This window comes from Streptomyces sp. NPDC007929, assembly GCF_042959065.1.
Lineage (GTDB): Bacteria > Actinomycetota > Actinomycetes > Streptomycetales > Streptomycetaceae > Streptomyces.
The window spans coordinates 272,785-296,003 of record NZ_JBIBKD010000001.1; the positions used below are offsets into that span (position 1 = coordinate 272,785).

Annotated in this window: 13 protein-coding genes and 2 pseudogenes; 6 read left to right on the plus strand and 9 right to left on the minus strand. The window is 73.1% G+C overall.

Going from position 1 to position 23,219, the window contains the following annotated elements; translation table 11 throughout:
- Positions 1-23: 23 nt before the first annotated feature.
- From ACFZDE_RS01315 to ACFZDE_RS01335, 5 genes are read right to left on the minus strand one after another with little or no spacing between them, the layout of a single operon-like run.
- Positions 24-1,226 carry a nucleotide disphospho-sugar-binding domain-containing protein gene (locus ACFZDE_RS01315; protein ID WP_391196316.1) on the minus strand — a complete coding sequence of 401 codons (1,203 nt, stop codon included), beginning with the start codon at positions 1,224-1,226 and terminating at the stop codon, positions 24-26.
- Positions 1,223-2,032, minus strand: coding sequence for an alpha/beta fold hydrolase (locus ACFZDE_RS01320; RefSeq protein WP_391196319.1), 810 nt, complete (start codon positions 2,030-2,032; stop codon positions 1,223-1,225). Before ACFZDE_RS01320 ends, ACFZDE_RS01315 begins: the two co-directional genes overlap by 4 nt.
- Positions 2,029-2,328 carry a phosphopantetheine-binding protein gene (locus tag ACFZDE_RS01325; protein WP_391196320.1) on the minus strand — a complete coding sequence of 100 codons (300 nt, stop codon included), beginning with the start codon at positions 2,326-2,328 and terminating at the stop codon, positions 2,029-2,031. The genes ACFZDE_RS01320 and ACFZDE_RS01325 overlap by 4 nt, the downstream gene beginning before the upstream one ends.
- The gene (locus ACFZDE_RS01330) at positions 2,325-7,013 is read right to left on the minus strand and encodes a beta-ketoacyl synthase N-terminal-like domain-containing protein (protein ID WP_391196323.1); all 4,689 of its coding nucleotides are present in this window, start codon (positions 7,011-7,013) and stop codon (positions 2,325-2,327) included. Before ACFZDE_RS01330 ends, ACFZDE_RS01325 begins: the two co-directional genes overlap by 4 nt.
- Positions 7,014-7,021: 8 nt before the next feature.
- The gene (locus ACFZDE_RS01335; protein WP_391196326.1) at positions 7,022-13,900 is read right to left on the minus strand and encodes an SDR family NAD(P)-dependent oxidoreductase; all 6,879 of its coding nucleotides are present in this window, start codon (positions 13,898-13,900) and stop codon (positions 7,022-7,024) included.
- Between the two features lie 446 nt (positions 13,901-14,346).
- Between ACFZDE_RS01335 and ACFZDE_RS01340 the strand changes: the two genes are divergently transcribed.
- Positions 14,347-14,946, plus strand: a complete 600-nt coding sequence (locus ACFZDE_RS01340) for a tyrosine-type recombinase/integrase (protein ID WP_391196328.1) — start codon at positions 14,347-14,349, stop codon at positions 14,944-14,946.
- 314 nt (positions 14,947-15,260) lie between these two features.
- Here the strand turns inward: ACFZDE_RS01340 and ACFZDE_RS01345 are convergent, their stop codons facing one another.
- A complete protein-coding gene (locus ACFZDE_RS01345) occupies positions 15,261-15,839 on the minus strand; it encodes a suppressor of fused domain protein (protein ID WP_391196332.1) in 579 nt (192 codons plus the stop codon).
- A gap of 474 nt (positions 15,840-16,313) precedes the next feature.
- On the opposite strand from ACFZDE_RS01345, the gene ACFZDE_RS01350 reads away from it, so the two are divergent.
- The 4 genes and pseudogenes from ACFZDE_RS01350 to ACFZDE_RS01365 all read left to right on the plus strand — a co-directional run.
- On the plus strand, positions 16,314-16,826 hold the full coding sequence (locus ACFZDE_RS01350) for a hypothetical protein (protein ID WP_391196334.1): 513 nt from the start codon (positions 16,314-16,316) through the stop codon (positions 16,824-16,826).
- Between the two features lie 50 nt (positions 16,827-16,876).
- A complete protein-coding gene (locus ACFZDE_RS01355) occupies positions 16,877-17,080 on the plus strand; it encodes a hypothetical protein (RefSeq protein WP_391196335.1) in 204 nt (67 codons plus the stop codon).
- A 188-nt stretch (positions 17,081-17,268) separates the two neighbouring features.
- Positions 17,269-18,318, plus strand: a pseudogene (locus tag ACFZDE_RS01360) (tyrosine-type recombinase/integrase); the annotation flags it as partial.
- Positions 18,319-18,324: 6 nt separating this feature from the next.
- Positions 18,325-18,474: pseudogene (locus ACFZDE_RS01365) on the plus strand (XRE family transcriptional regulator); the annotation flags it as partial.
- A gap of 97 nt (positions 18,475-18,571) precedes the next feature.
- Here the strand turns inward: ACFZDE_RS01365 and adh are convergent.
- Complete coding sequence (gene adh / locus ACFZDE_RS01370) at positions 18,572-20,089, minus strand: aldehyde dehydrogenase (RefSeq protein WP_391196337.1); 1,518 nt, start codon at positions 20,087-20,089, stop codon at positions 18,572-18,574.
- 105 nt (positions 20,090-20,194) lie between these two features.
- Positions 20,195-21,448: a transcriptional regulator gene (locus ACFZDE_RS01375; protein ID WP_391196338.1), complete on the minus strand. Its 1,254-nt coding sequence runs from the start codon at positions 21,446-21,448 to the stop codon at positions 20,195-20,197.
- A 231-nt stretch (positions 21,449-21,679) separates the two neighbouring features.
- Here ACFZDE_RS01375 and ACFZDE_RS01380 point away from each other — a divergent pair, with 231 nt between their 5' ends.
- Positions 21,680-22,438 (plus strand): hypothetical protein, encoded by a 759-nt coding sequence (locus tag ACFZDE_RS01380; protein ID WP_391196340.1) that lies wholly within the window; start codon positions 21,680-21,682, stop codon positions 22,436-22,438.
- Here ACFZDE_RS01380 and ACFZDE_RS01385 read toward each other — a convergent pair.
- Positions 22,404-22,892, minus strand: coding sequence for a hypothetical protein (locus tag ACFZDE_RS01385; protein WP_391197418.1), 489 nt, complete (start codon positions 22,890-22,892; stop codon positions 22,404-22,406). The two genes, ACFZDE_RS01380 and ACFZDE_RS01385, sit on opposite strands and share 35 nt — an antisense overlap.
- Positions 22,893-23,219 lie beyond the last annotated feature (327 nt).

Below are 23,219 nucleotides of genomic sequence, written 5' to 3' on the forward strand. Positions count from 1 at the left end.
CGGTCGCCCTGCCGGTCGGTCGCTCACCGCTCTCGTGGCTCCTGCGGCTCCCGTGACTCCTGCGGTTCCTGTGGCTTCTGTGCCGCGAACTTCTCCAGGTACGCCGCCGCGGCAGCCGCCCCGCCCGCCGCACGGAAGGAGTCCCCGACGCGCCGGGCCGCCGCGCGGTAGGCGGGCCCGTCGAGTACGGCGTCGAGGGCGGCACCGATCCGTCGGCGGTCGGCGCGCCCGAAGCGCACCCGCACTCCGGCGCCGGCGCCGGTGACCTGGCCGGCGATCAGTGGCTGGTCGTCCCGGATGGGCGCGACCACCAGCGGTACGCCGTGCCACAGGCACTCGGCGACGGTGTTCTGCCCGGCGTGGCTGACCATCGCTGACGCCCGTCGCAGGAGCGGCAGTTGGGGGATCCGGGGCAGCACCAGGAGGTCGGCGTCGGACTCTTGGCCGAGTACCCCTCCGGGGTCGGCGAGTACCGCCTGCAGCCGCCGCCCGCGCTCCCGCGCGGCGGCCGCGCACTCGGCGAGGAAACGCGCCCCCAGGTCGGTGTTGGCAGTGCCGAGTGAGACCAGGACGGTGGCCCGGTGCTCGTCGAGCCACTCCCAGGGGAAGTCGGCGGCCGGGCGCCCGGTGAACGCCGGACCGACGTACCGCAGCTGCGGCAGCTGAGGGCCCGGGCCCGCGAGTTCGGGGGTGGTGAAGGAGAGCACCAGGTCGGGGGAGAAGCGCGGATCGTGGGTGCACCCGGGGTCGCCGAGGCGGGCGCGCAGCTCCGCGACGAGCCCGGCGGTCCACTGAGCCACCTTCGGCATGCCGTCCAGGGCGTCGCTGAACTCCGCCGGGGTGGTCGACGCGGTGGCGTACGGCACCCCGAGGCGCTCGGCGACGAGGGCACCGGCGAGGGTCTGCTGGTCGGCGACGACGACATCGGGCCGGAACCCCTCGACCGCGCGGCGCACACCGGGGGCCATCGCCCCGGCGAGCGGCACGAGGAACTCCTCCCACAGGAAGCGCAAGGCCGCGGCACCGCGCAGGGCAGCCGGACGTTCCGGGAGCGGGGGCACGTCGCACGGGTACACCTCGGCGTCGGGCCCGGCCAGTTCCCCGACGAACCCGGGCAGTCCGGCCCAGGCGGCCCGGTGCCCGCATCTGGTCAGCTCGGCGGCCACGCTGACCGCCGGGTTGACGTGCCCGACCAGGGGCGGCACGACGAACAGAAAGCGGCTCACGGCGCGACCAGCTCCCGGTGGCCGTCCCGTAGCCAGTCGAGCAGCAGCGGGACGACCGTCTCGGGGGTACCGACGAGCACGGAGTGCCCGTGCCCGGGCACCGTCACGGTGCGGCAGCGGGGCAGCAGCGATTCCAGCCAGGGCGCCGTGTCGGCCAGGTCGGAGGTGGCGCCGTACACCGCGCAGACCGGCACGTGCAGGCTCTGCCAGGACTCCTCGGCGGGGACGGGGCAGGATGCGATGTCCTCGGCGATGGAGGTGCCGTGCAGCAGCCGGGTGGCCCAGCGCACCAGGCGGGCCTCGTGGCGGCCGTAGGTCTCCTCGATCCACGGCAGGGTGCGCTCGTCGTGGAGCTGGTGGGCGGAGCCGGCCAGGATGCCGCTCATCTTCTTGGCCCAGGCGGCGGTCGGGGGCTCGGACTCGAGCATCAGGATGCCGGCGACCCGCTCCGGGCGGCGCAGCGCGTAGGCGAGGGTGACGGTGCCGCCGAAGGAGTTGCCGACCAGGTGGACGGGCCCTTCCAGGGCGAGGGCGTCGAGCAGCGCGTCCAGGTCGCCGCTGAAGTCCTCGACGCCGTAGCCGCGCGGCGGGCGGGAGCTGCGGCCGTGGCCGCGCTGGTCGTACATCACGACGTCGTGTCCGGCTGCGGCGAGCGCGGGCGCGATGGTGAAGTAGTAGCTGGTCAGGTTGTCGGTGGCGATGCCGTGCACGAGGACGACCGTCTGGGGCGGGCCCGGTGCCGGGGTGGGTGCGCCGCTCAGCCGCTCCACGTTCAGCCGGATCCCGCCCGCCTCGATCGTGGTCACCGCAGGCACCCCGCGATGTACTGGACGAGTTGTCCGACGGTCAGTCCGATGATGTCGGAGAGTTCGAGCGAGGCGAACCAGGCGGGGAAGTCGACCCGGTCGCCGTAGCGCCCGCCCAGCTCGGCGGTGAGCGTGACCAGGTCGATGGACTCCAGGTCGAGATCCTCCACGAAGCGGGTGTCGGAGGTGATCGGGGTGTCGTCCAGTTCGAGGTCGTCGAGGACCGTGTGCAGCGCGTCGGTGACCTCGGCGAGGACGGCGGCGTACGCGGAGCCGGTGGTGGCGGGGCTGGTCATGATGGGCTCTCCTCGGTCCAAGCGACGGTGTAGGTACGGGTGGGCAGCCCCGGCGGGTTGGTCACATCGGCGAGCCGGATGCGCCGCAGCCGGCCGGAGGGCGCCCGGACCGTGAGGGCACGGGCGGCGACTTCGACCTCGACCGCCGTGAAGTCGCGCGGCCGGCCGCCCAGTCCGGTGCCCTCGGCCTTGGCCGCGGCCTCCTTGGCGGCCCAGAAGCGGGTCAGCGGGCCGGGGCCGCCGCCGAGCCCGGTGAAGAGCGCCCGCTCGTCCGGGGCGAGGATGGCGTCGTAGGCCGTTTCGGGGCGCTCGACGATCTCCTCGATGTCGATGCCGGTGCCGGTGCCAGGGCTGTCGGCGGCGGGGCGGACGAGTGCGACGGCGGCCTCCCGGCAGTGCGCCAGCGACAGTTCCAGAGGCGGGAGTTCTCTGCCGTGTACGCCCTCGGGGCGCGGTCTGCCGCCAGGGTCGTTGGCGACCCGTATCTCGGCGGGGAAGACGGGGCCCGCGCCGTGCGCCCACAGGTGGCGGCGTACGGCGTCCTTGGCTGCGATCCGGCCGAGCAGCCACTGGCGCCGGCCGCGCGGGGGGTGCCCGGCGTACTGCTCGCGCTCAGGGCCCGCGAGCTGGCTGCGCATGTATATCTCGCGGGATGCGGGGTCGGGCCAGCGTTCGAAGACCAGCTGCCAGCCGCCCTCCTGGGTTTCCGACAGAGTGTTGTGCTCGGGCCATCGTTTGACCGGATCGACCTCGGGCGGCGAGTCGAAGCGCCGGTCCCGCCAGCCGCGGATCTCGGCCCAGACCTCGCCGTCGCGGGCGAGCTGCGCGTCAGCCACCAGGGCGGTGTCCGTCACGGTGGTGACCCTGATGTGGCAGTCGAGTGCGGTGCCCTGTTGCGGGGGCGGGCCGTGGAAACGGATCTCTTCGACGCCCGTCGGGAAGACGATGGTGCGGTCGGGGTGCGTGGCCATCAGCCAGTAGCCGAGCAGCTGACCGACGTTGTCGAGAAGCGCGCCGGGCGCGGACGGGGTGGTCAGGACACCGCGGACGTGCCGCTCGCCGAGCGCGCAGATCTCGGTGACGCCGCGGAACCGCGGCCCGTGGAACATCCAGCGGTCGTCGTACATCTGCCGCGCGGACACAGCCGGACGGCTCTCCGGGGCGTCCGTCCGCCACGGCCGTGGGCGGGGCGCGGTGTCGCGCCCGTGGGCCGTCTCGACCGTGGCGCGGGCGTGGCGCCCGAACTCCACGGCGTACCGCCCTTGTCCCTCGGGCCGGGCCGTGACCGTTGCCTCGGTGGGCGGGGCGGCGACGGTCCACTGCAGGAACCGGGCGTCGTGCACGGCCACGGCTCTTCCTGGGCCGGGCACGGCGTCGATCATGTGCTGCACCAGGGTGGTGGCGGGCACCACGGGCCAGCGGTCGGCGATCTCGGGCCAGTGCGCGGGCTGCCTGAAGAAGCAGTGGTCGGCGAGGTACGGCATGGTGTCGAGTGCGATGCGCAGGGTGGTGGCGCGGGGGGTGGCGGCAGGCGGCGGCACTGCCTCGGTCGCCGAGGGCTCGGGGGGCGGCGCCGCGGGCGCGGTGCGGCGCGGGCCCGCTGCCGCGGCGAACAGTTCCGCCAGTTCCGCTGCCGTGTCCGCCGTCTCGCCGAGCAGCGAGCGCAGTTCGGCCGCCACGGGGCTCCGCGCGGCCACGGCCGCGAGCCGGTCCATCCCGGGTGCTGGTGCCGCGCGCAGGGTGCTGCGGAGCCGGTCCCGGGTGGCGGCGTCGAGCGAGACGAGCCCGGAGCCGAGGGTGAGGGGGACGGTGACGGTGACGGGGGCGGGAACGGTTCGCGGGCTCTCCGTGGCCGTGGGGTCGGTCTCCGCCGTAGGGCCGGTCTCCGCCGTACGGGCAGGTGCCGTCGTCGACCGAGGCGTGGCCCCCGCCCGCAGCGCCGCGAAGTCCGGCTCGGCACCGTGCGACCAGAGTCCGGCCGCCACCCGGTACAGCTGCGAAAGCCCGCTGTGCTGGGGCGTGTTGGCGCTGAGCATCAGGCACGCGCGGCTGGTGAGGGTGTCGTCCACGAGAGCCGGCAGCTGGCCCTGTCCCAGCTGGACGAAGGCCCGGAACCCGGCGTCGTACAGGGCCGTGGTGAGCTGCCGGAAGCGGACCGGTTCGAGCAGGTGGCGCAGGAAGAGCGCGCGCGCCGCGGCCTCGTCGGCCGGGAAGGGCGCGGCGGTCGTGGCGGACCAGACGGGCACCCGGGGCGGGTGCAGCGTGAAGCCGCGCGCGGCCTTCTCGATGGAGGTGAGGTACGGGGCGAGCATCGGCGTGTGGAAGCCGGACTCGAAGGGCAGCAGCCGACCGAGCACTCCCGCGCCGCGCAGCCGCCCGGTGAGCGCCTCGACCTGGTCGTGAGGCCCGCAGACGACGGTCTGGTGCGGCGCGTTGTCGTGCGAGACGACGACGTCCGGGTACGCCGCGAGCTCGGCGTCCACCTGGTTCGCACCGGTGCCGAACGCGGCGAAGGCGAGCCCCGGGACGCGCAGCGTGGCCGGGTCGAAGTCCCGCAGGAAGGCGTCGACCTCGGCGTCCGCGTACATCCCGCCGACCGCCATCGCCGTCCATTCCCCCACACTGTGCCCGGCCAGCGCGTCCGGCCGGACGCCGATCCGGGCGAGCGCTCCGGCGAGCAGCCGGCCGAGGCCGACGACGGCCGCGCCGTGCCGGGCGACGTCGCCCACGCGGGCGTCCGGCCAGTGCGGCGCCGGTAGGCCGAAGTGGCGGGCGACGTCCTCGGCCCGCGGCTCGAACTCGGCCTCCAGCCCTGGGCAGAGGAAGGCGATCTTCCCGCCGCCCGTGCCGAGCACCGGCCGCGGCGCGCACCAGACGTCGCTCCGGCCGCCCCAGGTCCGGGCGCGGGCGACTGCCTTGCGGGCCAGGGCGAGGCGGCGGTCGGTGGGGTCCAGGACGGCGACGCGGGCGCCCCCGGCTCCCCTCGCCCCGCCCTCCGCGGCGGCCGCGCGCAGCTCGGTGTCGTCGGCGTCGAGCAGTTCGGCGAGGTCCTGCGGGGTCGCGGCGGCGAGCCGCAACAGCCTGGGCGGCTCGGCCACTTCGGCACGGTCCGCGCAGGCGGCAGGCCCCGCGCCCGGGCCGCCGGGTGCCGGGGCGGCAGGCGCGACGGCCGGGGCCGATGCCGGTGCCGGTGCCGGTGCCGATGCCGGTTTGGGAGCCGACGCCGGGGCAGGCGCCCATGCGGGGGCAGGTGCGGGCTCCGGTACCGACTCCAGGACGACGTGGGCGTTGATCCCGCCGAAGCCGAAGGCGCTGACCGCGGCACGTCGGACGTCCCCGTCCCAGGTCCGGGCCTGCTGGGCGGGAGCGAAGCGGGTGACGCGGAGCGCCGGGTGCGGGTCGTCGCAGTGCAGGGTCGGCAGGAGCGTGCCGTGGTGCACCGCCAGGGCCGCCTTGACGAGGCCCGCCACACCCGCCGCCGGCATCGTGTGGCCGATCATCGACTTCACGGAGCCGATCACGGCGTCGGGCCCGGCGTCCGGGTCCGGCGGCCCGAACACCTCAGCCAGCGCGGCCAGTTCGGCCCGGTCCCCGCCGGGGGTTCCGGTGCCGTGCGCCTCCAGGAGGCCGAGCGACCCCGGTGCCGCCGGGTCGAGCCCCGCCGCCGCCCAGGCGAGCCGGACGGCGCGGGCCTGGCCGCCGGGGTCCGGGTTGACCAGGGAGCCGGCCCGGCCGTCGCCGGCCACGCCGACGCCGCGGACGACGGCGTAGATCCGGTCGCCGTCGCGCCGCGCGTCCGCGAGCCGTTTGAGTACGACCACGCCGGTGCCCTCGCCCATCAGCACGCCGTCCGCGTCCCGGTGGAACGGGCGGATCCGCTGGGACGGCGACAGCGCCCGCAGCCGACTGAAGACGGACCAGAGCGTGATGTCGTGGCAGTGGTGTACGCCGCCCGCGAGCATCACGTCGCAACTGCCCGCGGCGAGCGTGCCGACGGCCTGGTCGAGTGCGACGAGCGAGGAGGCGCAGGCCGCGTCCACGGTGTAGGCGGGGCCACGCAGATCGAGCCGGTTGGCGACCCGGGACGCCGCGAAGTTGGGCACCAGGCCGATCACCGACTCGGGGCTCTGCTCCCCGCCGAGCGCGGCCGTGAACGCCATCCGAACCGCGTCGAGCCGCTCGCCGTCCAGCTCGGGCAGTAACTCGTGCAGGGTGCGCACCAGTTGGGCTGAGGTGCGCATCCGCTGGTCGAGTCGGGCGAGTCCGTCGCTCAGATAGCCACCGCGGCCGAGCACGACACCGACCCGGGAGCGGTCTTCCGGCAGTGCGGCCTCCCCCGCGTCGGCGAGCGCGGCCGCGGCGGTACGCAGCGCGATCAGCTGGTCGGGTTCGGTGCCGGGCACGGAGTCCGGCATGAGTCCGAAGGCGGTCGGGTCGAAGGCGGCGAGCGCGTCGAGCCCGTCGACGAAGCCGCCGCGGCGGCAGTAGACGCCATCGACGCCGCGCCGTCCGTCCGGGTCGTAGTAGGTGTCCGCGTCCCAGCGGGCCTTGGGCACCTCGGAGATGGCGTCGGCGCCGGTGACGAGGTTGTGCCAGAACGCGGCCAGGTCACAGGCGCCGGGCAGGGTCACCGCCATGCCGACGATGGCGACGGGCTGCCGGTGCCGCGGGGCGGTCGGTCGCATCGTGGGGCTCACCGGCCCGACGCCGTCAGGACGACCTCGTCGGTCTCCGGCTCGCCCCAGGCCAGCTCCCGCAGCAGCGCGAGCACGCCCTCCTCCGGGTCGATCAGCTCGATGCCGCGGCGCGCGTACTCCCGGCCCAGCTCAGGGCCGACCATGCCGCCGTGCGCCCCGGCCGGCGCCCACGGGCCCCAGTGCACGGTGACGGTACGGCTGCCGGTGTCGGCGCGCCAGAGGCGGCCGAGGCGGGCGAGTGCGTCGTTGGCGGCGGCGTAGTCGGCCTGGCCGCGGTTGCCGTACACCGCCGCGACGGAGCCGAACATGACGGTGAAGGAAGGCAGTTGGGGAAGTCGCCGGAGAGCCGAGAGCAGTGCGCGGGCGCCGTCCACCTTGGTGCCGTAGACCCGTTCGAAGGAGACGGGGTCCTTCTCGGCGAGCAGCCGGTCCTCGATCACTCCGGCGGCGTGTACGACCCCGTCGATCCGGCCGTACGTGGCGTACGTCTCCTTGACCGCCTGCTGCACGGCCTCCGCGTCCCGCAGGTCGAGTGCCCGGTATCCGGCCCGGCCGCCCGCGTCGTGTACCTCGGTCAGGGTCGCGGCGATCTCGCGGCGGGCCAGGACGCGGCCGGCTTCGCGGTCGATCTCGGCGGTGCTCAGACCGCCCCGGGCGGCGAGCGCCGCACGCAGCGCGGGCAGGTCGGTGGCGTGGGCCGGCTCGTGGTGCCCGCCCGTGCCGTCGTCGAGCGGCGTACGCCCGAGCAGTTCGACCCGGCAGCGTGCGGCGGCGGCAAGGGCGAGGGTGAACCGGGCTGTGATGCCGCGTGCGCCGCCCGCGAGGACGACGACCGACTCCGGGCCGAGCCCGAGTGCCGCGGCTGCGGCGGCCCCGGAGGAGGCGGGCCCGGCGCCGGAGGAGACGGGCGGGCCCAGAGGGCTCTCGTACGGTACCGGGGCGCGGCGGAGCCCGCAGGTGCGCAGCACGACGGGCTCCCGGTCGGGCGCCAGCAGTTCCCCGACGAGGGCCTCGGCCTGCTCGGTGGCGGGCTCGTCGGGGTCGAGCTCCACGGTGCGGACCACGGTGTCGGGGTATTCGCGGGCCGCGGTGCGCACGAAGCCGTCGAGGCCGCTGGTGTCGTCGGGGAGGCGGGGGCAGAGCAGCCGGCGCGGGCCGCGCAGCAGCAGTTCCTGGAGCACGGTGAGCTTGGCGGGCAGCGGTTGCTGTTCCGTACCCGCGAGAGCGCCCAGGTGCAGCACTCCGTCGACCGGGCCGGTGTGCCCGGCGAGCTGTGCGGTGTCCGGGCCGCCACGGGCTGCGAGCGCGCCGAGTGTGGTGAGCCGGGTGACAAGTGCCCGTGCGAGTGGCGTGTCGTCCGCGACGATCAGGAACCGCTTCCCGCGCAGCTGTGCCGCGCCTTCGGCGCCGGGCACGGGCGGCGGGTCGAGCGGGGTGGGCCGCAGCAGATAGCGGCGGGGAGCCTGGCCGGTGAGCGGTTCGGGGAACTCCCCGGCTACGGGGCCCGAGGTGGCGAGGGCGGGTGCCGGGTCCGGATCGGCGAGCGCCTTCGCGCGGGCCCGCAGCCAGTCGGCGATCCCGGCGGCGGTGCGCTCCCGGGTCAGTTCCTCCAGGTCCGCGTCCGGCAACGACCGCAGATCCGCACCCGAGCCCAGCAGCCGCCGTCCCAGCTCCCCGGCGATCTCCGTCCGCTTGATCGAATCCACACTCAGTTCCGCCTCCAGGTCCGACTCCGCCCCCACCATCTCCACCGGATATCCCGTACGTTCCGCGATCACCGCCAGCACCTCGGCCAGCACATCCACCCCCACCGGAGCGGGAGCGGGGGCCGGAGCCGCAGCGAGAGCGGCCGGAGCCGGGGCCGGAAGGGGCTCGGGGGTCGGCGGAGCCGCCTGCGGCGCGGGCGTAGCCCCGAAGTAGCCGAGGAGCACGTCCCGTTGTGCGGCCAGCATCTCCCGGCTGTTGCGCAGGAACTCCCGGAGCAGTTCTTCCCGTTCGCCCACCGTCGTCGCCTCACTGGTCCGCTCTCCGGCCCGCGGGATGCCCGAGATGCGCCGGGCCGGGCGCAGCGCTCCCGGCACCGGCCGGCCGTCCGCCGTGCGTACGAGGTGGCCGTCGACCGTCCAGCCGGGCCGCTCCGGCACGGCGGCCGGGTCGGCGAGTGCCGTGTCGCGTCCGCTGAAGAGCCGTGCGGGCGCCACCGGGACACCGGCCGCGGCGAGCCGGGCCAGGGCTTCCAGGTGGCCGCGCAGGCCCGCGTCGGGGCGGGGTTCGAACGGGACGGCGACGTGCGGCCGGTCGCCGAGGATCTGGCCGACCAGACCGGTGAGCACCGTGCCGGGCCCGCACTCGACGAAGATCCGCGCCCCGGCGTCGTACATCGCCTCGATCTGGTCGGCGAAACGGACGGGGGCGGCGATCTGCTCGGCGAGGTCGGCCCGTACCCGGGCGGGGTCCCCGGCATAGCGGGTGCCGGTGAGATTGGCCCAGACCGGGAACTCGGGGCCGCGCACGGCGTACGCCGTCAGGATCTCGGCGAAGCGGGACACGGCCCCGGCGACCAGCGGGCTGTGGAAGGCGCAGGCGACGGGCAGCGGGCGGACGGCGAACCCGGCGGCGGTGAGCGCGTCGACGGCTTCGGCGACGGCGTCCGTCGGGCCCGAGAGCACGCTCTGCGCGGGCGCGTTGTGGTTGGCGACGACGACCCGCTCGGCCAGGCCTGCCCCGGCGAGCACCCGGGTCACCTGCTCGGCGGAGGCCACGGCGGCGGCCATGGTGCCGGGATCGGACCCCTGTGCGCCGATCGCGGCGAGGATCGCCTCGGCCCGCTCCCGGCTGAGGTCACCGAGCTTGTCGGGGTCGAGGGCGCCCGCGGCGCAGAGCGCGACGAGTTCGCCGTAGGAGTGCCCTGCGGCCATGTCGGGGCGGACACCGACCGCGGTGAGGGTGTCGTACGCGGCGAGGCCGACCGCCCCGAGCGCGGGCTGGGCGTGGCGGGTGTCGGTGAGCCGGGCGACCTGTGCGGCGCGTTCGGCGGCGTCGAAGGCGGCGGGCGGGAAGAGGGCGGCGGCCGGGGCGTGGTACAGGTGGCGGCCGAGTTCGGGGAAGGCGGTGAACAGCTCGGCGAACATGCCGGGGCGCTGGCTGCCCTGGCCGGGGAAGAGGAACGCCACCTTGCCACCGTCGCTGCTTTCGCCTTCGTCGTCGGCCGCCCCGGCGGGGGCTCCTGTGGCCGGGAACACTCCGCTTCTCCCGGGCGTGCCGTCGAGAAGGTCCCGTATCAGGTGCGGGAGTTCGGTGACGGACTCTGCGACCACGGCACCGAGGAGCGGGCCCGGGCCGGTCTCCGCGCGCTGTGCGGCGGTACGCGCCAGGTCCCGCAGCCGCCAGTGACCGCTCGCCGCGAGGCCGGCGAGTTCCTCGGCCGCTGCGCGGGTGCGGAAGACGAACAGCTCGGCGGGCCAGACGTCGTGGCTCTGGCGCGGCGGCGCTCCGGCGTCGGCGTGGGCCCGCAGCACCACATGGAAGTTGGTGCCGCCGAATCCGAAGGCGCTCACCCCGGCGACGCGGCGGGCGGGGGGCTCAGCCCAGGGCCGGGCCTTGCTGTGGAAGACGAATGGACTGTCGGGGCCGGTCCAGACGGGGTTGGGCACGTCGATATGCAGGGTGGGCGGGCGCACCCCGGTATGCAGGGCGAGCGCGGTCTTGATCAGTCCGGCGAGACCGGCGGCGCACTTGGTGTGCCCGATCTGGGACTTGACGGAGCCCACGACGCAGCCGCCGGGCGCGGCCCCGGCCTCCTCGAACAGCCGGGTGAGCGTGCTGAGTTCGGTGCGGTCGCCGACGACGGTCCCGGTGCCGTGGGCCTCGATCAGGCCGACCTCGGCGGGCGAGACGCGAGCTTGCGCGTAGGCGCGTTCCAGGGCGGCGCGCTGGCCCTCGGGGCGGGGCGCGGTCAGGCCGAGGGAGCGGCCGTCGCTGGCGCTGCCGACGCCCTTGATGACGGCGTAGATCCGGTCGCCGTCCCGCTCGGCGTCGGCGCGGCGCTTGAGTACGAGACAGGCGACGCCCTCGCCGAGTGCGATGCCGTCGGCGGCCGCGTCGAACGTGCGGCAGCGGCCGGTGGGCGACAGCGCGTGCGCGGAGGAGAAGAGCAGGTAGTCGTTGATGCCGTTGTGCAGGTCGGCGCCGCCGCACAGGGCCACGTCGGCGCCGCCGCAGGCCAGTTCCTTGCAGGCGGCGTCGACGGCGGCCAGGGAGGAGGCGCAGGCGGCGTCGACGGTGTAGTTGGCGCCGCCGAGGTCGAGCCGGTTGGCGATCCGGCCGGCGATGACGTTGGCGAGCATGCCGGGGAAGGAGTCCTCGGTGAGCTTCGGGAGCTGCTCCTCCAGGTCTTCGGGCAGGCGGCCGACGTACGAGGGCAGGACGCTGCGCAGCGTCGCGGCGCCGGAGATGTCGCTGCCCGCCTCGGCACCGAAGACGACGCAGGTCCGCTCGCGCGGGAAGGCCCGGCGGTCGAGCCCGGCGTCGGCGAGCGCCCGCCTGGCCGCCTCCAGCGCGAGGAGCTGGACGGGTTCGATGGCGGCCAGGGAGGCGGGCGGGATTCCGTAGGCCAGCGGGTCGAAGGGGATCGGAGGCAGGAAACCGCCCCACTTGGACGCGGACACGTCATCCGCCTCGGCGTCCGCGCCGAAGTGCAGCGCGGGATCCCAGCGGGTGTCCGGGACCTCGGTGATCGCGTCGGCGCCGGCGAGCACCTGGGCCCAGTAGGCGGGCAGGTCGGCGGCGCCGGGGAACATGCCGGCCACGCCGACGACGGCGATGTCGAGCGGTTCGGGAACGGGGGCCGGGTTCCGCGCGGGTACCGTGCCGCCCGCGTCGCGGGCGGCAGCGGCGAGTTCGGCGGTGCGGCGCCCGTAGAAGTCGGCTGCCCCGTCGGTGACCGCGTGGTGCAGGGCGGCGACGGTGGTGACGGCGGAGCGGAGCACGGCGACCTCGCCGGCCATGAACATGCCCGCTTCGCGCTGGCGCTCCTCGTCGACGTCGAGCAGCTCGTCGCCGACCCGCTCGACGCCCTTGCTGGCGATGCGCAGGCGGCCGACGTTGAGCCGCTCCAGCTCCTGCCAGACCTGCCGCTCGGGTATCCCCTGAGTCCGCAGCTCGTCCTTGACCTCCTGGTACGTGTCGCTGAACGCGCTGGGCAGGCAGCGGGTGGTGTGTCCGGGCGCGGTGTGCAGGAGCGTGGTCGACGTGGCGTCCAAGGCCGCGCGCTGGAACAGCGGCCGGATGGCGCCGCACTCGACGGCCTCCTCGGTGAAGAGGTAGCCGGTGCCCATCAGAACGCCGACGACGGCACCGCGGGTGGTGAGCGGGGCGGCGAGCGCGGCGACCATGGCGGCGGAGCGCTCGTCGTGGATGCCGCCCGCGAACAGCACCTGTACGTCCTGCGGGTCAGCGTCGTCACCGCCATCGGCGTGACCGTCGTCGGCCGCCGCGTCGAGGAAGTCCTCCAGGACGGCCAGTTGCGCCTCCCAGAGCGGGAAGCTGTTGCGCGGCCCGATGTGCCCCCCGCACTCGGCGCCCTCGAAGACGAAGCGCCGGACGCCGGCCGCCAGGAACTGGCCGAGCAGCCCGGGTGACGGGACGTGCAGAAAGGTACGGATGCCCTCGGCCTCCAGAGCGGCCGCCTGGGAGGGACGGCCGCCCGCGATGACGGCGTGGCTGGGGCGTAGCTCGCGGATGGCCTCCAGTTGGGCGGTGCGTATCTCTTCCGGAACGAAGCCGAGGACGCCGACGCCCCAGGAGCGGTCGCCGAGCGCGGACTTGGTCTGCTCGAGCAGGGTGCGGGTCTGCTCGGGCCCGGCCAGGGCGAGCGCGACGAACGGCAGTCCGCCGCCGTCCGCGACGGCCGCCGCGAACCGTGCTTGGTCGCTGACCCGGGTCATCGGGCCCTGGACGACCGGCAGCGCGGTGCCGAGCGCCCGGCACATCGGCGAGCCGCCGCGCAGCACGGCGCCGGCGTCCGCCACGGCGGCGTCGATGCCCGCCGTGACTGCGGCGAGGGCGCGGTCCACGGTGCCGTACCGCTCGGCGAACCGGGCGGCGAGAAAGGCATCCTGGCCCAGCGGCAGGGGCCGCTCGCGCAGGACGGCCGGGAGGCCGGGGCGGCTCCGGTCGAGCACCCGGCAGCCGTCGACGACGACGGTCTCGGTGCCGTCGGCGGCGCGCAGCAGACCGGCGGCCGCGGGGGCCGTACCGGCCTCGTCGAGCAGTGCGAGCTGGATGTCCAGTACGACTCCGCGGGCGCCCGCGAGCACGGCGGCGGCCGCGGTGTGCGGCCCGATGCCGCCGCAGGCCCACACCGGCAGGTCGGCCGGTACGGCGTCGAGTACGCGCTGGAGCAGCACGAAGGTGGAGTGTTCGCCGCAGGGGCCGCCGGACTCCTCGCCGCGCAGAACGAGCCCGGTGACACCGTCGGCCACGGCCCGGACGGCCTCGTCGGGACTGCGGACCTCGGCGAGCACGGCGGGGTCCGCGGCGGCGGCGCGGGCGGCGGCCCGGACCTCGGCGACGGTCCAGGGCGCGTCGGGGGCGAGGAGCACGGTGCACGGTCCGGCGGCGGCCGGGTCCGCGGTGCGCCGCGTTCCGGCGGGCGCCGGGGCCCACAGCTCTTCGGGGCGCAGTGCACAGTCGGCGGGGACCCGCACGCCGTGGCGGCCGGGGGCCCACTGTCGTAAGAGGGTCAGTGCCTCGCGGGCGGGGCGGGCGCCCGGGCCGAGGTCGAGGACACCGGACCCACCGGCCCGGCAGACGGCGGCGACGAGGCGGGGGTCCGGTGCACCCAACGGGCTGACGCCGATAACGGTGTGCGTCATGGGGGAGGCTCCTCTGTGCGATCGGGGGGGTGTGCGATCGGGACGAGCGGATTCGGCGCACGCCGCGCGCTCTGGAGCTGATGACGCGTCAGATACTAATGGGTAGTCAGTTATCTGGCTGCACCCCCGACACCGATCGGTGAACAGGAACCGCAAGGAGCCGGACCCGGTCACCGCACCGGGCATCCTCCGGGACGACCAGCAGCGCCGCGAGTTCCGCCACCCGCCGACAGCACCGTTTCGGAGATCACCGCCGGGGCGGGGGCGTTGGGGTCCTTGCGGCGGTCAGTCACATCGGCGGCCGATCTGCGGGCCGTGCACGGCTGTGTCCGCTCCACCCTGCACAACTACCAGGGATCGGTACGGCAGTTCTGCGACTTCCTGACCAACCCCGCCTATGGCTGGGCGACGAGTGCCTGCGGCTCTTCGGAACCCACCCAGTCCAGGTGGTCTACGACTGGAATGCCGCTGCGTACGCCGACGAAGCCGAGGGTGAGCCAGAACGCCGGGCCTTCACCAGGCCCGAGCTGGAAGCGTTCTTCGACCATGCTGACGAGGAAGTCCTTCGCGTTCGCGGCAAGGGCCGCAAGGGCTGGCTGCCAGCATTCCGGGACGCCGCTTTGTTCAAGACCGCGTACGCCTACGGCCTGCGCCGAAACGAAGCCCGGATGCTGGACCTCACCGACTTCGGCCGCAATCCGGACGGCCGGGAGCTCGGCCAGTACGGCACCCTGCTGGTCCGCCACGGCAAGGCCACGAAGGGCTCGCCGCCCAAGCGCCGCAGCGTGCTGACCGTCTGGACCTGGACACCCGGCACGATCGAGGAATGGATCACCGAGGTGCGGCCCGGGATGCGGCATTCGACCAGCCGGGCCCCCTGGCCCTCCGAGCGAGGCGCACGGATCGGGGTCCAACGCTTGCACTCCCGTTTCGCCGCCTACCGGGACGCCGTCGGCCTGGACCCAGCGCTGAAGTACCACTCGTTGCGCAGGCCCTACATCACCCACCTGATCGAGGACGGCCACGACCCGCTGTTCGTCCAGTAGCCGGTCGGCCACGACCACGCCTCCACCACCGCGATCTGCACCTGCGTCTCCTCCGACTTCCGCACCCGCTCCCTGCGACGCGTCCTGGACGCCACCATCGAGGCTGCTCTGCGGCCGGGAAGGACCTTCTTCCACTCCAGCGCGGCAGAGCCTCCGCGATCCGCCAACTCGTCCTCCAAGCGCCGGCCCCAGTCATCGCGAAAGCCCTCGGCTACCACGACAAGACCGCCACGCGCCTCGTCACCGAGGCCTGCGGAACCTGGAGCCGGTACGCCGCTGAAGACCACAAACGGTGACCGCCGGAGGCCAAAAACTCAGGCAACCGACGCCCTGAAGGGATCGGTGGGGATGATTTCTGCCTCGTCGAAGAGCTGCTCCAACGCCTCGTGGCCGTGACGCCTGCGGAACTCGATCTCGGCTGTCGTCACGGGCAGCGTCCACACGATGCGGGCGTGACCCCCGGGAACGGCACAGTGTTCAAGGTCGGGTCCGTGGAGATAGGGCAGGCTGATCAGTAGGTGATCGCAGGTTGAACCCGGCACCCACGGGTCACCGATCGGCATGCTGTGCCCCAGGTCGAGCTGATGTCCTCCGCAGTGGTAGTAGGCGATCATCGCCATGAGTTCGATGAACCGCTGGTCGCGGACATGGGCAGTCATGACGAACTCGAGTCCATGACCGTCCTTCTTCATCGCGGCCCAGCACCCGGCGGTCACATAGGCCCAGGTATCGCTGCGGGGACCGGGCCCCACAACGAGGATGCGCAGATCGGGGGCCACCTGTCGCCGTTCCGGCCCGAGGTCGTAGTCGACGACCTCCACGGAGTGCCCCTCGAAGAACACCCGGACATGTGACTCAACAGCCTCCGCGGCCAGCAGCCTCGCATCACTCACCGCGCGATCATCCCAGACCGCGATCGACCGCCCCTGACAGCTCACTCAGCGTCATGGGGTTGCCGACGTCAGCTCCGCATACGCGACACCTCACCATGCGAGCCCACCAGTCTCGCGACCGATGTCGGCCGCCCACAGGACTGCGAGTTGATGATCACCTCCGTCGGCGGGCGCCTAAAAGCCTACACTTCTGAGTAAATAGCAGTTTGGGCCCAATTGGCCTTGTGATCGGCAAGGCGATACCGAACGACAAGGGGCGTGACGGAGTCGTGTATGAGTGCAACTTCGGTCCCGGTAATGAAGTCGGTCGCCTTTCCGAGAACGAGGGCGGAGGAAATTCGACGGGAATCAAGGTCATTCTCAATCACGACGGGTCCCTGCGCACTGCCCGCCCCATCTAGATCGATCGCAGATCCGTGGCCGGACGCCCGGAGCCTCCACGCGTCCGGCCACGCAGGACAATCAGGACAGGACTTGCTGTACATCGACTTCACACCCGACAGCGACATGGACATTCCTGCTGGTGCCGCGCGTGCCTGGCGGGAAGGGCTGATCGGGCTCGCCACCCTCAGCGCGACGGATCTGCGCTACGGATGGTTCGCCTACCAGATCGACTTCAAGGTGGGCGGGCACGCGTTTCTGTCCGCGACGCGGGAACCGCTGGTCGACATCATGTTCACCTTGGCGTACACCCTGCAGGAGCTGCGCACGGGCGGCTCGGCGGAGATCAATTTCACCGAGAACTCCTACGTGATTCACCTCAAACTCGTGGGCGATCGGGTCAGGTTCACCTCGTCGCACCGAACACCTGACGTGCCTCCGGAATGCCCGGTCGAGGATTACACCGCCGCGGTGCGCTCCTTCGTCGCCTCTGGCGTCGCCTACCTAGTGGAGAGCCGTCCGGCTCTTACGGAGAACCCGGCCCTCGACGAACTCCGAGCGCTTGTGTCGGATCCGGCGGGTGGTGGCACCGGCGACCAGGAATGACGACCGCGCGCACCGCGAGAGGAAACGCGACACTCTCGCCATACGTGCCCATGACCGAGCTCTTCATCGTCGGAAAGATCGACGCGTTGGAATTCGAGTCGAAGTTCTGGTCCGAGTTGCATGGCCTGCGGGACGTTTCAGACAAGGACTTCGCCGTGCTGAACGAACTGTTCTACGTCGTCGAGGACTTCGTGGCGGATGTGACCGCGCGGGACCTCGAACAGGCCTTCCTCAACGCATGCCGGAGGCTATGACCATTAGGGCACTCTGAGCAGGCGGGGCCCCTGCCGATGACTCGAATGATTCATCGGCAGGGGCAACCCGAGCACGTACGGGTTCCAAAGTGGCGCGCTGTGGGAGAAACGCCGCAAGTCAACAGGTCAACGGGGCCTGTTCGACTCGTCACCCGATGGCGTGAGATTCCTGCGATCACTGGCAGATTCTGCGAGTAGCGGCCCTGATCTGCGGATCCGTGGAGGAATTTGAAACTCGTCGCCTGGCGCTCTTGCCGACGCATGCCCCACAGAACGAGGGTCCCCTGAGCTTCGGGATGCCTCTGGCCGATGTCTTCACGCTGCACGGGCGGCGGTCGGCGTCGTCGGATCAGCCGAAGCACCTGGACCGGTACTTCGCGGGCGTGGGCAAGCGGGCGCGGTCCACGGTGTGAGCAAAGACCACCAACATCGACGGCTTCGACGCGTTCCTTGAACAGCGGTATGCCGGCGAGATCAGTCGCCTGTTCGGCGCCGCGGTCGAGGCGCCCGTCGATCCGTTCAACCGGCCACGCCACCGTGGGGACTTCGGCCTGCGCGTGCCGCCGTCGCAGCGGGCGATGACCGACTTCTTCGCGCGGTGGCGCAAGGCTCTGCCGGCCGCGCGGAAGGAGGCTGTGGCCTGCCGCGACTACGTGATGGCGAAGTTCGCGTACCTGTCCGGGGTGCGGGCCTCCGAGCTGTGCGGCGTGCGGGTCTCGGACGTGCACTGGGAGTCCGGGCAGTGGGGCAGGTTCATCGTCGAGGGCAAGGGCGCACGCGGATCGGGGCCCCGGCAACGCGAGGCGTTCTTGTTTCAGCAAGGCCGTGAGCTGCTGTGGTGGTACGTCGAGGAGGTCCGCGGGATGTTCCGGGACGACCCGGAGCGCCCTCTGGCCCCGCTGTTCCCGTCCGAGCGGGTGCCGGGCGCGGTGGCGGCTCTGAACTGCCGATCTCGCCCGCGCTCGTGCTGGCCACGTTCCGGCGTGCCTTGAAGGCGGCGTCCCGGCTGCTCCTTCCAGGGCCGGTCGCCGAGCTGTACCCGTACCTGCTGCGGCATGCCTGCGCGACGCACAACTATGAGCGGGGAATGACGCTTTGGGAGGTGCAGAGGTTGTTGGGACATGAGTGGACCACGACCACGGTTCCGGTATCTGGCGACCGCGCAGGCGGATCCGGAGCAGGCGTGCCGGGAGGCGGCTGGGCGAGCGGTGCGGCCGCTGGTAAGCGATGCGGGGAGCCCTGAGGTGAAGTGGAACCTGCGGTGGGTTGCTGCCAGACGTGACATCTGGCGGCCCACAGATCTGCTGGCGGCGTTTCGGGTGGTGGGGTTCAACCCGTCCTTGAGCAAGGTCGCGGCGCTGCGGGGCGGTGTCCCGGTGACGGTGCGGCTGGAATGGGGAGTTAGCGCGCAAGCCGGGCCCCGGTCGAGAACGGGTTGCACGAAGGGCGCCTGACGGGTGAAACCCAGGTCAGGCGCCTTTTCGCATGTGTCTAGAAGAAACCCAGCTTCTTCGCCGAGTACGACACCAGGAGATTCTTCGTCTGCTGGTAGTGGTCCAGCATCATCTTGTGCGTCTCGCGTCCCATTCCCGACTTCTTGTAGCCGCCGAACGCCGCGTGGGCCGGGTACGCGTGGTAGCAGTTGGTCCAGACGCGGCCCGCCTTGATCTCGCGGCCCAGGCGGTAGGCCGTGTTGCCGTCGCGGGTCCAGACGCCCGCCCCGAGGCCGTAGAGGGTGTCGTTGGCGATCTTCAGGGCCTCGTCGACCGAGTCGTACTTCGTGACCGAGACGACCGGGCCGAAGATCTCCTCCTGGAAGATCCGCATGTCGTTGGTGCCGCGGAAGATGGTCGGCTCGATGTAGTAACCGCCCTCCAGGCCCGGCACCGCGCGGGGGCCGCCGCCCGTGACGACCTCAGCGCCCTCCTGCCTGCCGATGTCGAGGTAGGAGAGGATCTTCTCGTACTGGTCGTTGCTCGCCTGCGCACCGATCATGGTGGCCGGGTCCAGCGGGTCGCCGCCGACGATGGCCCGGGTGCGTTCGACGCAGCGGGCCATGAAGTCGTCGTAGATGGAGGCATGGATCAGAGCGCGCGACGGGCAGGTGCAGACCTCGCCCTGGTTGAGGGCGAACATCACGAAGCCCTCGACCGCCTTGTCCAGGAAGTCGTCGTCGGCGGCCATGACGTCGGGCAGGAAGATGTTCGGGCTCTTGCCGCCCAGTTCCAGGGTGACGGGGATGATGTTCTCGCTCGCGTACTGCATGATCAGACGGCCGGTGGTGGTCTCACCCGTGAACGCCACCTTCGCCACGCGCGGGCTGGAGGCCAGCGGTTTGCCCGCCTCCACGCCGAAGCCGTTGACGACGTTGACCACGCCCGGTGGGAGCAGGTCGGCGATCAGGTCGATGACGTAGAGCAGGCTGACCGGGGTCTGCTCGGCCGGTTTGATGACGACGCAGTTGCCCGCGGCCAGCGCCGGGGCGAGCTTCCAGGTCGCCATGAGAACGGGGAAGTTCCACGGGATGATCTGGCCGACCACACCCAGCGGCTCGTGGAAGTGGTAGGCGACCGTGTCGGCGTCGATCTCCGCGATACTGCCCTCCTGTGCGCGGACGACCCCGGCGAAGTACCGGAAGTGGTCCACGGCCAGCGGGATGTCGGCGGCCAGGGTCTCGCGGACCGGCTTGCCGTTCTCCCATGTCTCGGCGACCGCGATCTTCTCCAGGTTCTCCTCGATGCGGTCCGCGATCCTGTTGAGGATGTTCGCGCGCTCCGTGGTGGACGTGCGGCCCCACCGGTCGGCGGCTCGGTGCGCGGCGTCCAGCGCGAGGTCGACGTCGGCCGCCGAGGAACGGGCGACCTCGCAGAAGGCCTTGCCGGTCACGGGCGTCGGGTTCTCGAAGTAGCGGCCCTCGACGGGCGCTGTCCAGTCGCCGTCGATGAAGTTGTCGTAGCGGCGGGCGAAGGTGACGATGCTGCCTTCGGTTCCTGGCTGCGCGTACACCATGGCGGCTCTCCTCGGTGAAAGTGCGGTGCGGGGCGGGTGGGGACGCCCTCACTGTGCTCCCGGGAGGTTGGCGCAAGGTTGGCGCCGTGCCGGACCGGGCGTCCGTCAGCCGCGCAGGGCCGTCGCGAGCCGGCCCCGCGCGATCGCCCGGCGGGTGTCGCCCGGGCCGAGCAGCCGCAGCGCGTGCTCGTGGACCTCCGCGTCGTACGGGGCCCGTTCGCCGTACCGCAGGGCGTGCTCCGGGTGGATGCTCGCCAGTACGGCATCGCGCACCGCCACTTCGAGGCGCGTGCGCCACTCCTCGATGCCGGGTGCCTCGGAGCGGGGGAGCAGCGGGCCGCCGTAGCGGCGCAGGGCCGTGTCCGTGTCGCCCTGCTCCAGCGCGCGCAACACGTCGGCGGCGTCGCAGGAGACGGGGTCGGTGAGGGCGTAGTGGCGGGGGGAGATCGCGCCGCCCAGCGCGCGGCGTAGGTGGGAGATCTCCGCCTTGAACGTCGACGACGTGACGGGACGGTCGCCGTACAGGGCCGCGCGCAGCCGTTCCGCGGAGAAACCCCCGGGTTCCAGGCAGAGCAGGACGAGGATCTCCAACTGCCGGGGGCGCACCTGCAGTTGCCGTCCGTCGCGCACGGCCCGTTCGGCGCCGAGACAGGTGAGCCGCAGCTGTCCCGTCCCGGGTTCTGGCGGGGCGGCGGACGGCCGGACGCCGTCGGATCCGTGCAGGCGCGCCTCGATGCTGGACACCAGTGTGCGGACCGTCGACATGGCCAGGGGGTGCGAGCGGTCCCAGGTCGTGGACAGGTCCAGTACGCCGAGGACGCGACCGTCCCGGCCGTGCACCGGGGCGCAGTAGCAGACCCAGCCGTGCAGGGCCGACACCAGATGCTCCGCCGAGAAGACGGAGCTGGGGCGGCCGGTGCGCAGGGCGAGGGAGAGCGCGTTGGTGCCCATGGCCTGCTCGTCCCAGCGGCCGCCCGGCGCGAAGTTGACCCGCTCGGCCCGGCGGCGCATGGTCGGGCCGCCGCAGGTCCACAGGATCGTGCCGGACTCGTCGGTGACGGCGGTGACGAACCCGGCGTCCTCGGCGATGCTGTGCAGCTCCCCGGCGAGAGCGGAGACCGGCCGGTACAGCGGTGAGGACGTCCAGCGCTGGTGCACCCGGCCGCCGTCGGTGACCGGGGCGCTGTCCCGGCCCGGGTCCACACTGCCCAGCGAACGCGCCCAGGACTCGGTCACCTCGTGGCGCAGCGTCGCGGTGCCGCCCGGCCGAGTGCCCGGCACGCTCAGCCGCGGCACCCAGCGGGACCACTCGTGCTCCAGCACGGCCCTGCGCTGCCGGAGGTCAGGGCGCTGTGACATGGCCTCTCCCTGCCGTCGTACCGGATTCTCGGGGTGAGGTCAGTCTGACCGGACGGGCCCGTCCCGGTCGAGAACTCCGGCGAACCCGGCTGAGGTGTTCGGAACGGGCGACCGCCTGACTGGATGTTTGTCCGGTACGAGGGTGCCGCCGTACGGGTGACCGGTTCACTCGACCCGACGGACGGGGCCCGGCCCGCGTACCACCGGCGCACGGCGCCGCGTTCCCCTGGCATGGACAGCACGGACACGGCCCGGCGCCTTCCCGGGAACCACGCCGCGCCCCGCTCGTACGCCGAACTCACCAGCGGATACGCGGGACATCCGCCGATCTACGCGGCCCTGGTCGCCGAGTGGGAGGCACGGGGCCACACGGTCCCGGAGCACCGCGACGGCCAGTGGGTCTCCTTCGCGGCCCCGGCCGAGAGCGAGACCTGGACCGCCGTCACCTGCTGGGCCGCCGGCCGGCACATGGGCCCGGTCGTCCCGGGCGGCCCCCACCCGGCCCCGAGCCCGCACGGGCCCACCGCTGCCCGCCCGGCGGGAGCCGTACACCAGCCCACCGCTGCCCTCCCGGCGGGAGCCGGACACCAGCCCACTGCCCTCCCGGCGGGAGCCGCCCATCAGCCCGCCGTTCCGAACCCGGTGAGCACCGCCCACCAGCCCACAGCCGCCCACCAGCCCACACTCGCCCACCAGCCCACACTCGCCCACGCGACAACCGGCGCCCACGCGACAGCAGCCGCCCACGCGACAACAGCCGCCCACGCGGCAACAGCCGCCCAGGTGACCACAAGCGCTCAGATGACCACAACCGCCTATGTGACCGCCGCCGTCCACGCGGCCGCCGCCGTCCACCCCGCCCCCGGCCGGCCCCCGGGTCAGGCAGCCCCCGCGGGCACCCGCACTGGCGCGGCCCGTCACCCCGCGGTGGCGATGCCCGGGTCCGGCGTGCGTCTCACCAACCGTCCGGTGCCACCGGCTCCGCGCTGACCGGCGCCAGCACGGCGAGGGTTCCGCTGGCCTCCCGCAGGGCCGCCTCGAGTGTGCTCGGGGTGTGGAGCGTGCCGGAGCCGTCCGGCGGGACGAGCCACTCCAGGCGGCCGGCGGGCCGGTACGGCGGCGGCACGGCCACCCAGGACCCCCGGCCGACGTGCCGCACCCCGAAGCCGACCCACTCGCTGACCGGGTCGGGCGGCAGGAAGAACCCCACTCTGTGGGCCGCGCAGTCCACCAGGGTGGGGCCGGGCACCTTCAGTGGGTCGCGCCACAGGAGGTCCAGGGCGAGCAGGCCGAGGCGGTCGGGGACGCTCAGCACGTCCCAGTACCGCCCGGACTCCACGAGCACCGTTCCCGTGCCGTAGTCCCACTCCCGCTTGCACTCCTGGGGGTCCGTGGCGGCCGCGGCGAGCCACTCGACGGCTTGCTTCCACATGACGCTCTGCATGGCCACCCCAGGCACAGTCGACGGCGCCGCGGTCCGGCGCGCGCTGGACACGGGCCGGTGATCCGCGGGGTTCCGCGTGCCGCCCGGCCACAGCCATGCTCGTAGATATTTCTACGGGCCGGAAGGGGTGGCGCGGTCTGGCGTTTGGGCCGGGCATGTCCCGGTCGAAAGGGGGCACTCGAAGGTGCGACCCGTAAGACCGCGATCAAGTTCGTGCGCGTTCCTGCCACCCCGTTGGATCCGGCCACCGAGAGGTGTGTGCGACTCGGGGAGAAGTCGCGGAGCGCCGGATCCCGGTGCCCCGGACGCGGGTCCCTCAGGCATGCC

Coding starts and splice junctions, on each gene's coding strand:
- ACFZDE_RS01325 (WP_391196320.1), bottom strand. CDS start 2,328: ATGACCAGCCCCGCCACCACCGGCTCCGCGTACGCCGCCGTCCTCGCC.
- ACFZDE_RS01330 (WP_391196323.1), bottom strand. CDS start 7,013: ATGCGACCGACCGCCCCGCGGCACCGGCAGCCCGTCGCCATCGTCGGC.
- ACFZDE_RS01335 (WP_391196326.1), bottom strand. CDS start 13,900: ATGACGCACACCGTTATCGGCGTCAGCCCGTTGGGTGCACCGGACCCC.
- ACFZDE_RS01355 (WP_391196335.1), top strand. CDS start 16,877: ATGACCGAGCTCTTCATCGTCGGAAAGATCGACGCGTTGGAATTCGAG.
- adh (WP_391196337.1), bottom strand. CDS start 20,089: ATGGTGTACGCGCAGCCAGGAACCGAAGGCAGCATCGTCACCTTCGCC.
- ACFZDE_RS01375 (WP_391196338.1), bottom strand. CDS start 21,448: ATGTCACAGCGCCCTGACCTCCGGCAGCGCAGGGCCGTGCTGGAGCAC.
- ACFZDE_RS01380 (WP_391196340.1), top strand. CDS start 21,680: ATGGACAGCACGGACACGGCCCGGCGCCTTCCCGGGAACCACGCCGCG.
- ACFZDE_RS01385 (WP_391197418.1), bottom strand. CDS start 22,892: ATGCAGAGCGTCATGTGGAAGCAAGCCGTCGAGTGGCTCGCCGCGGCC.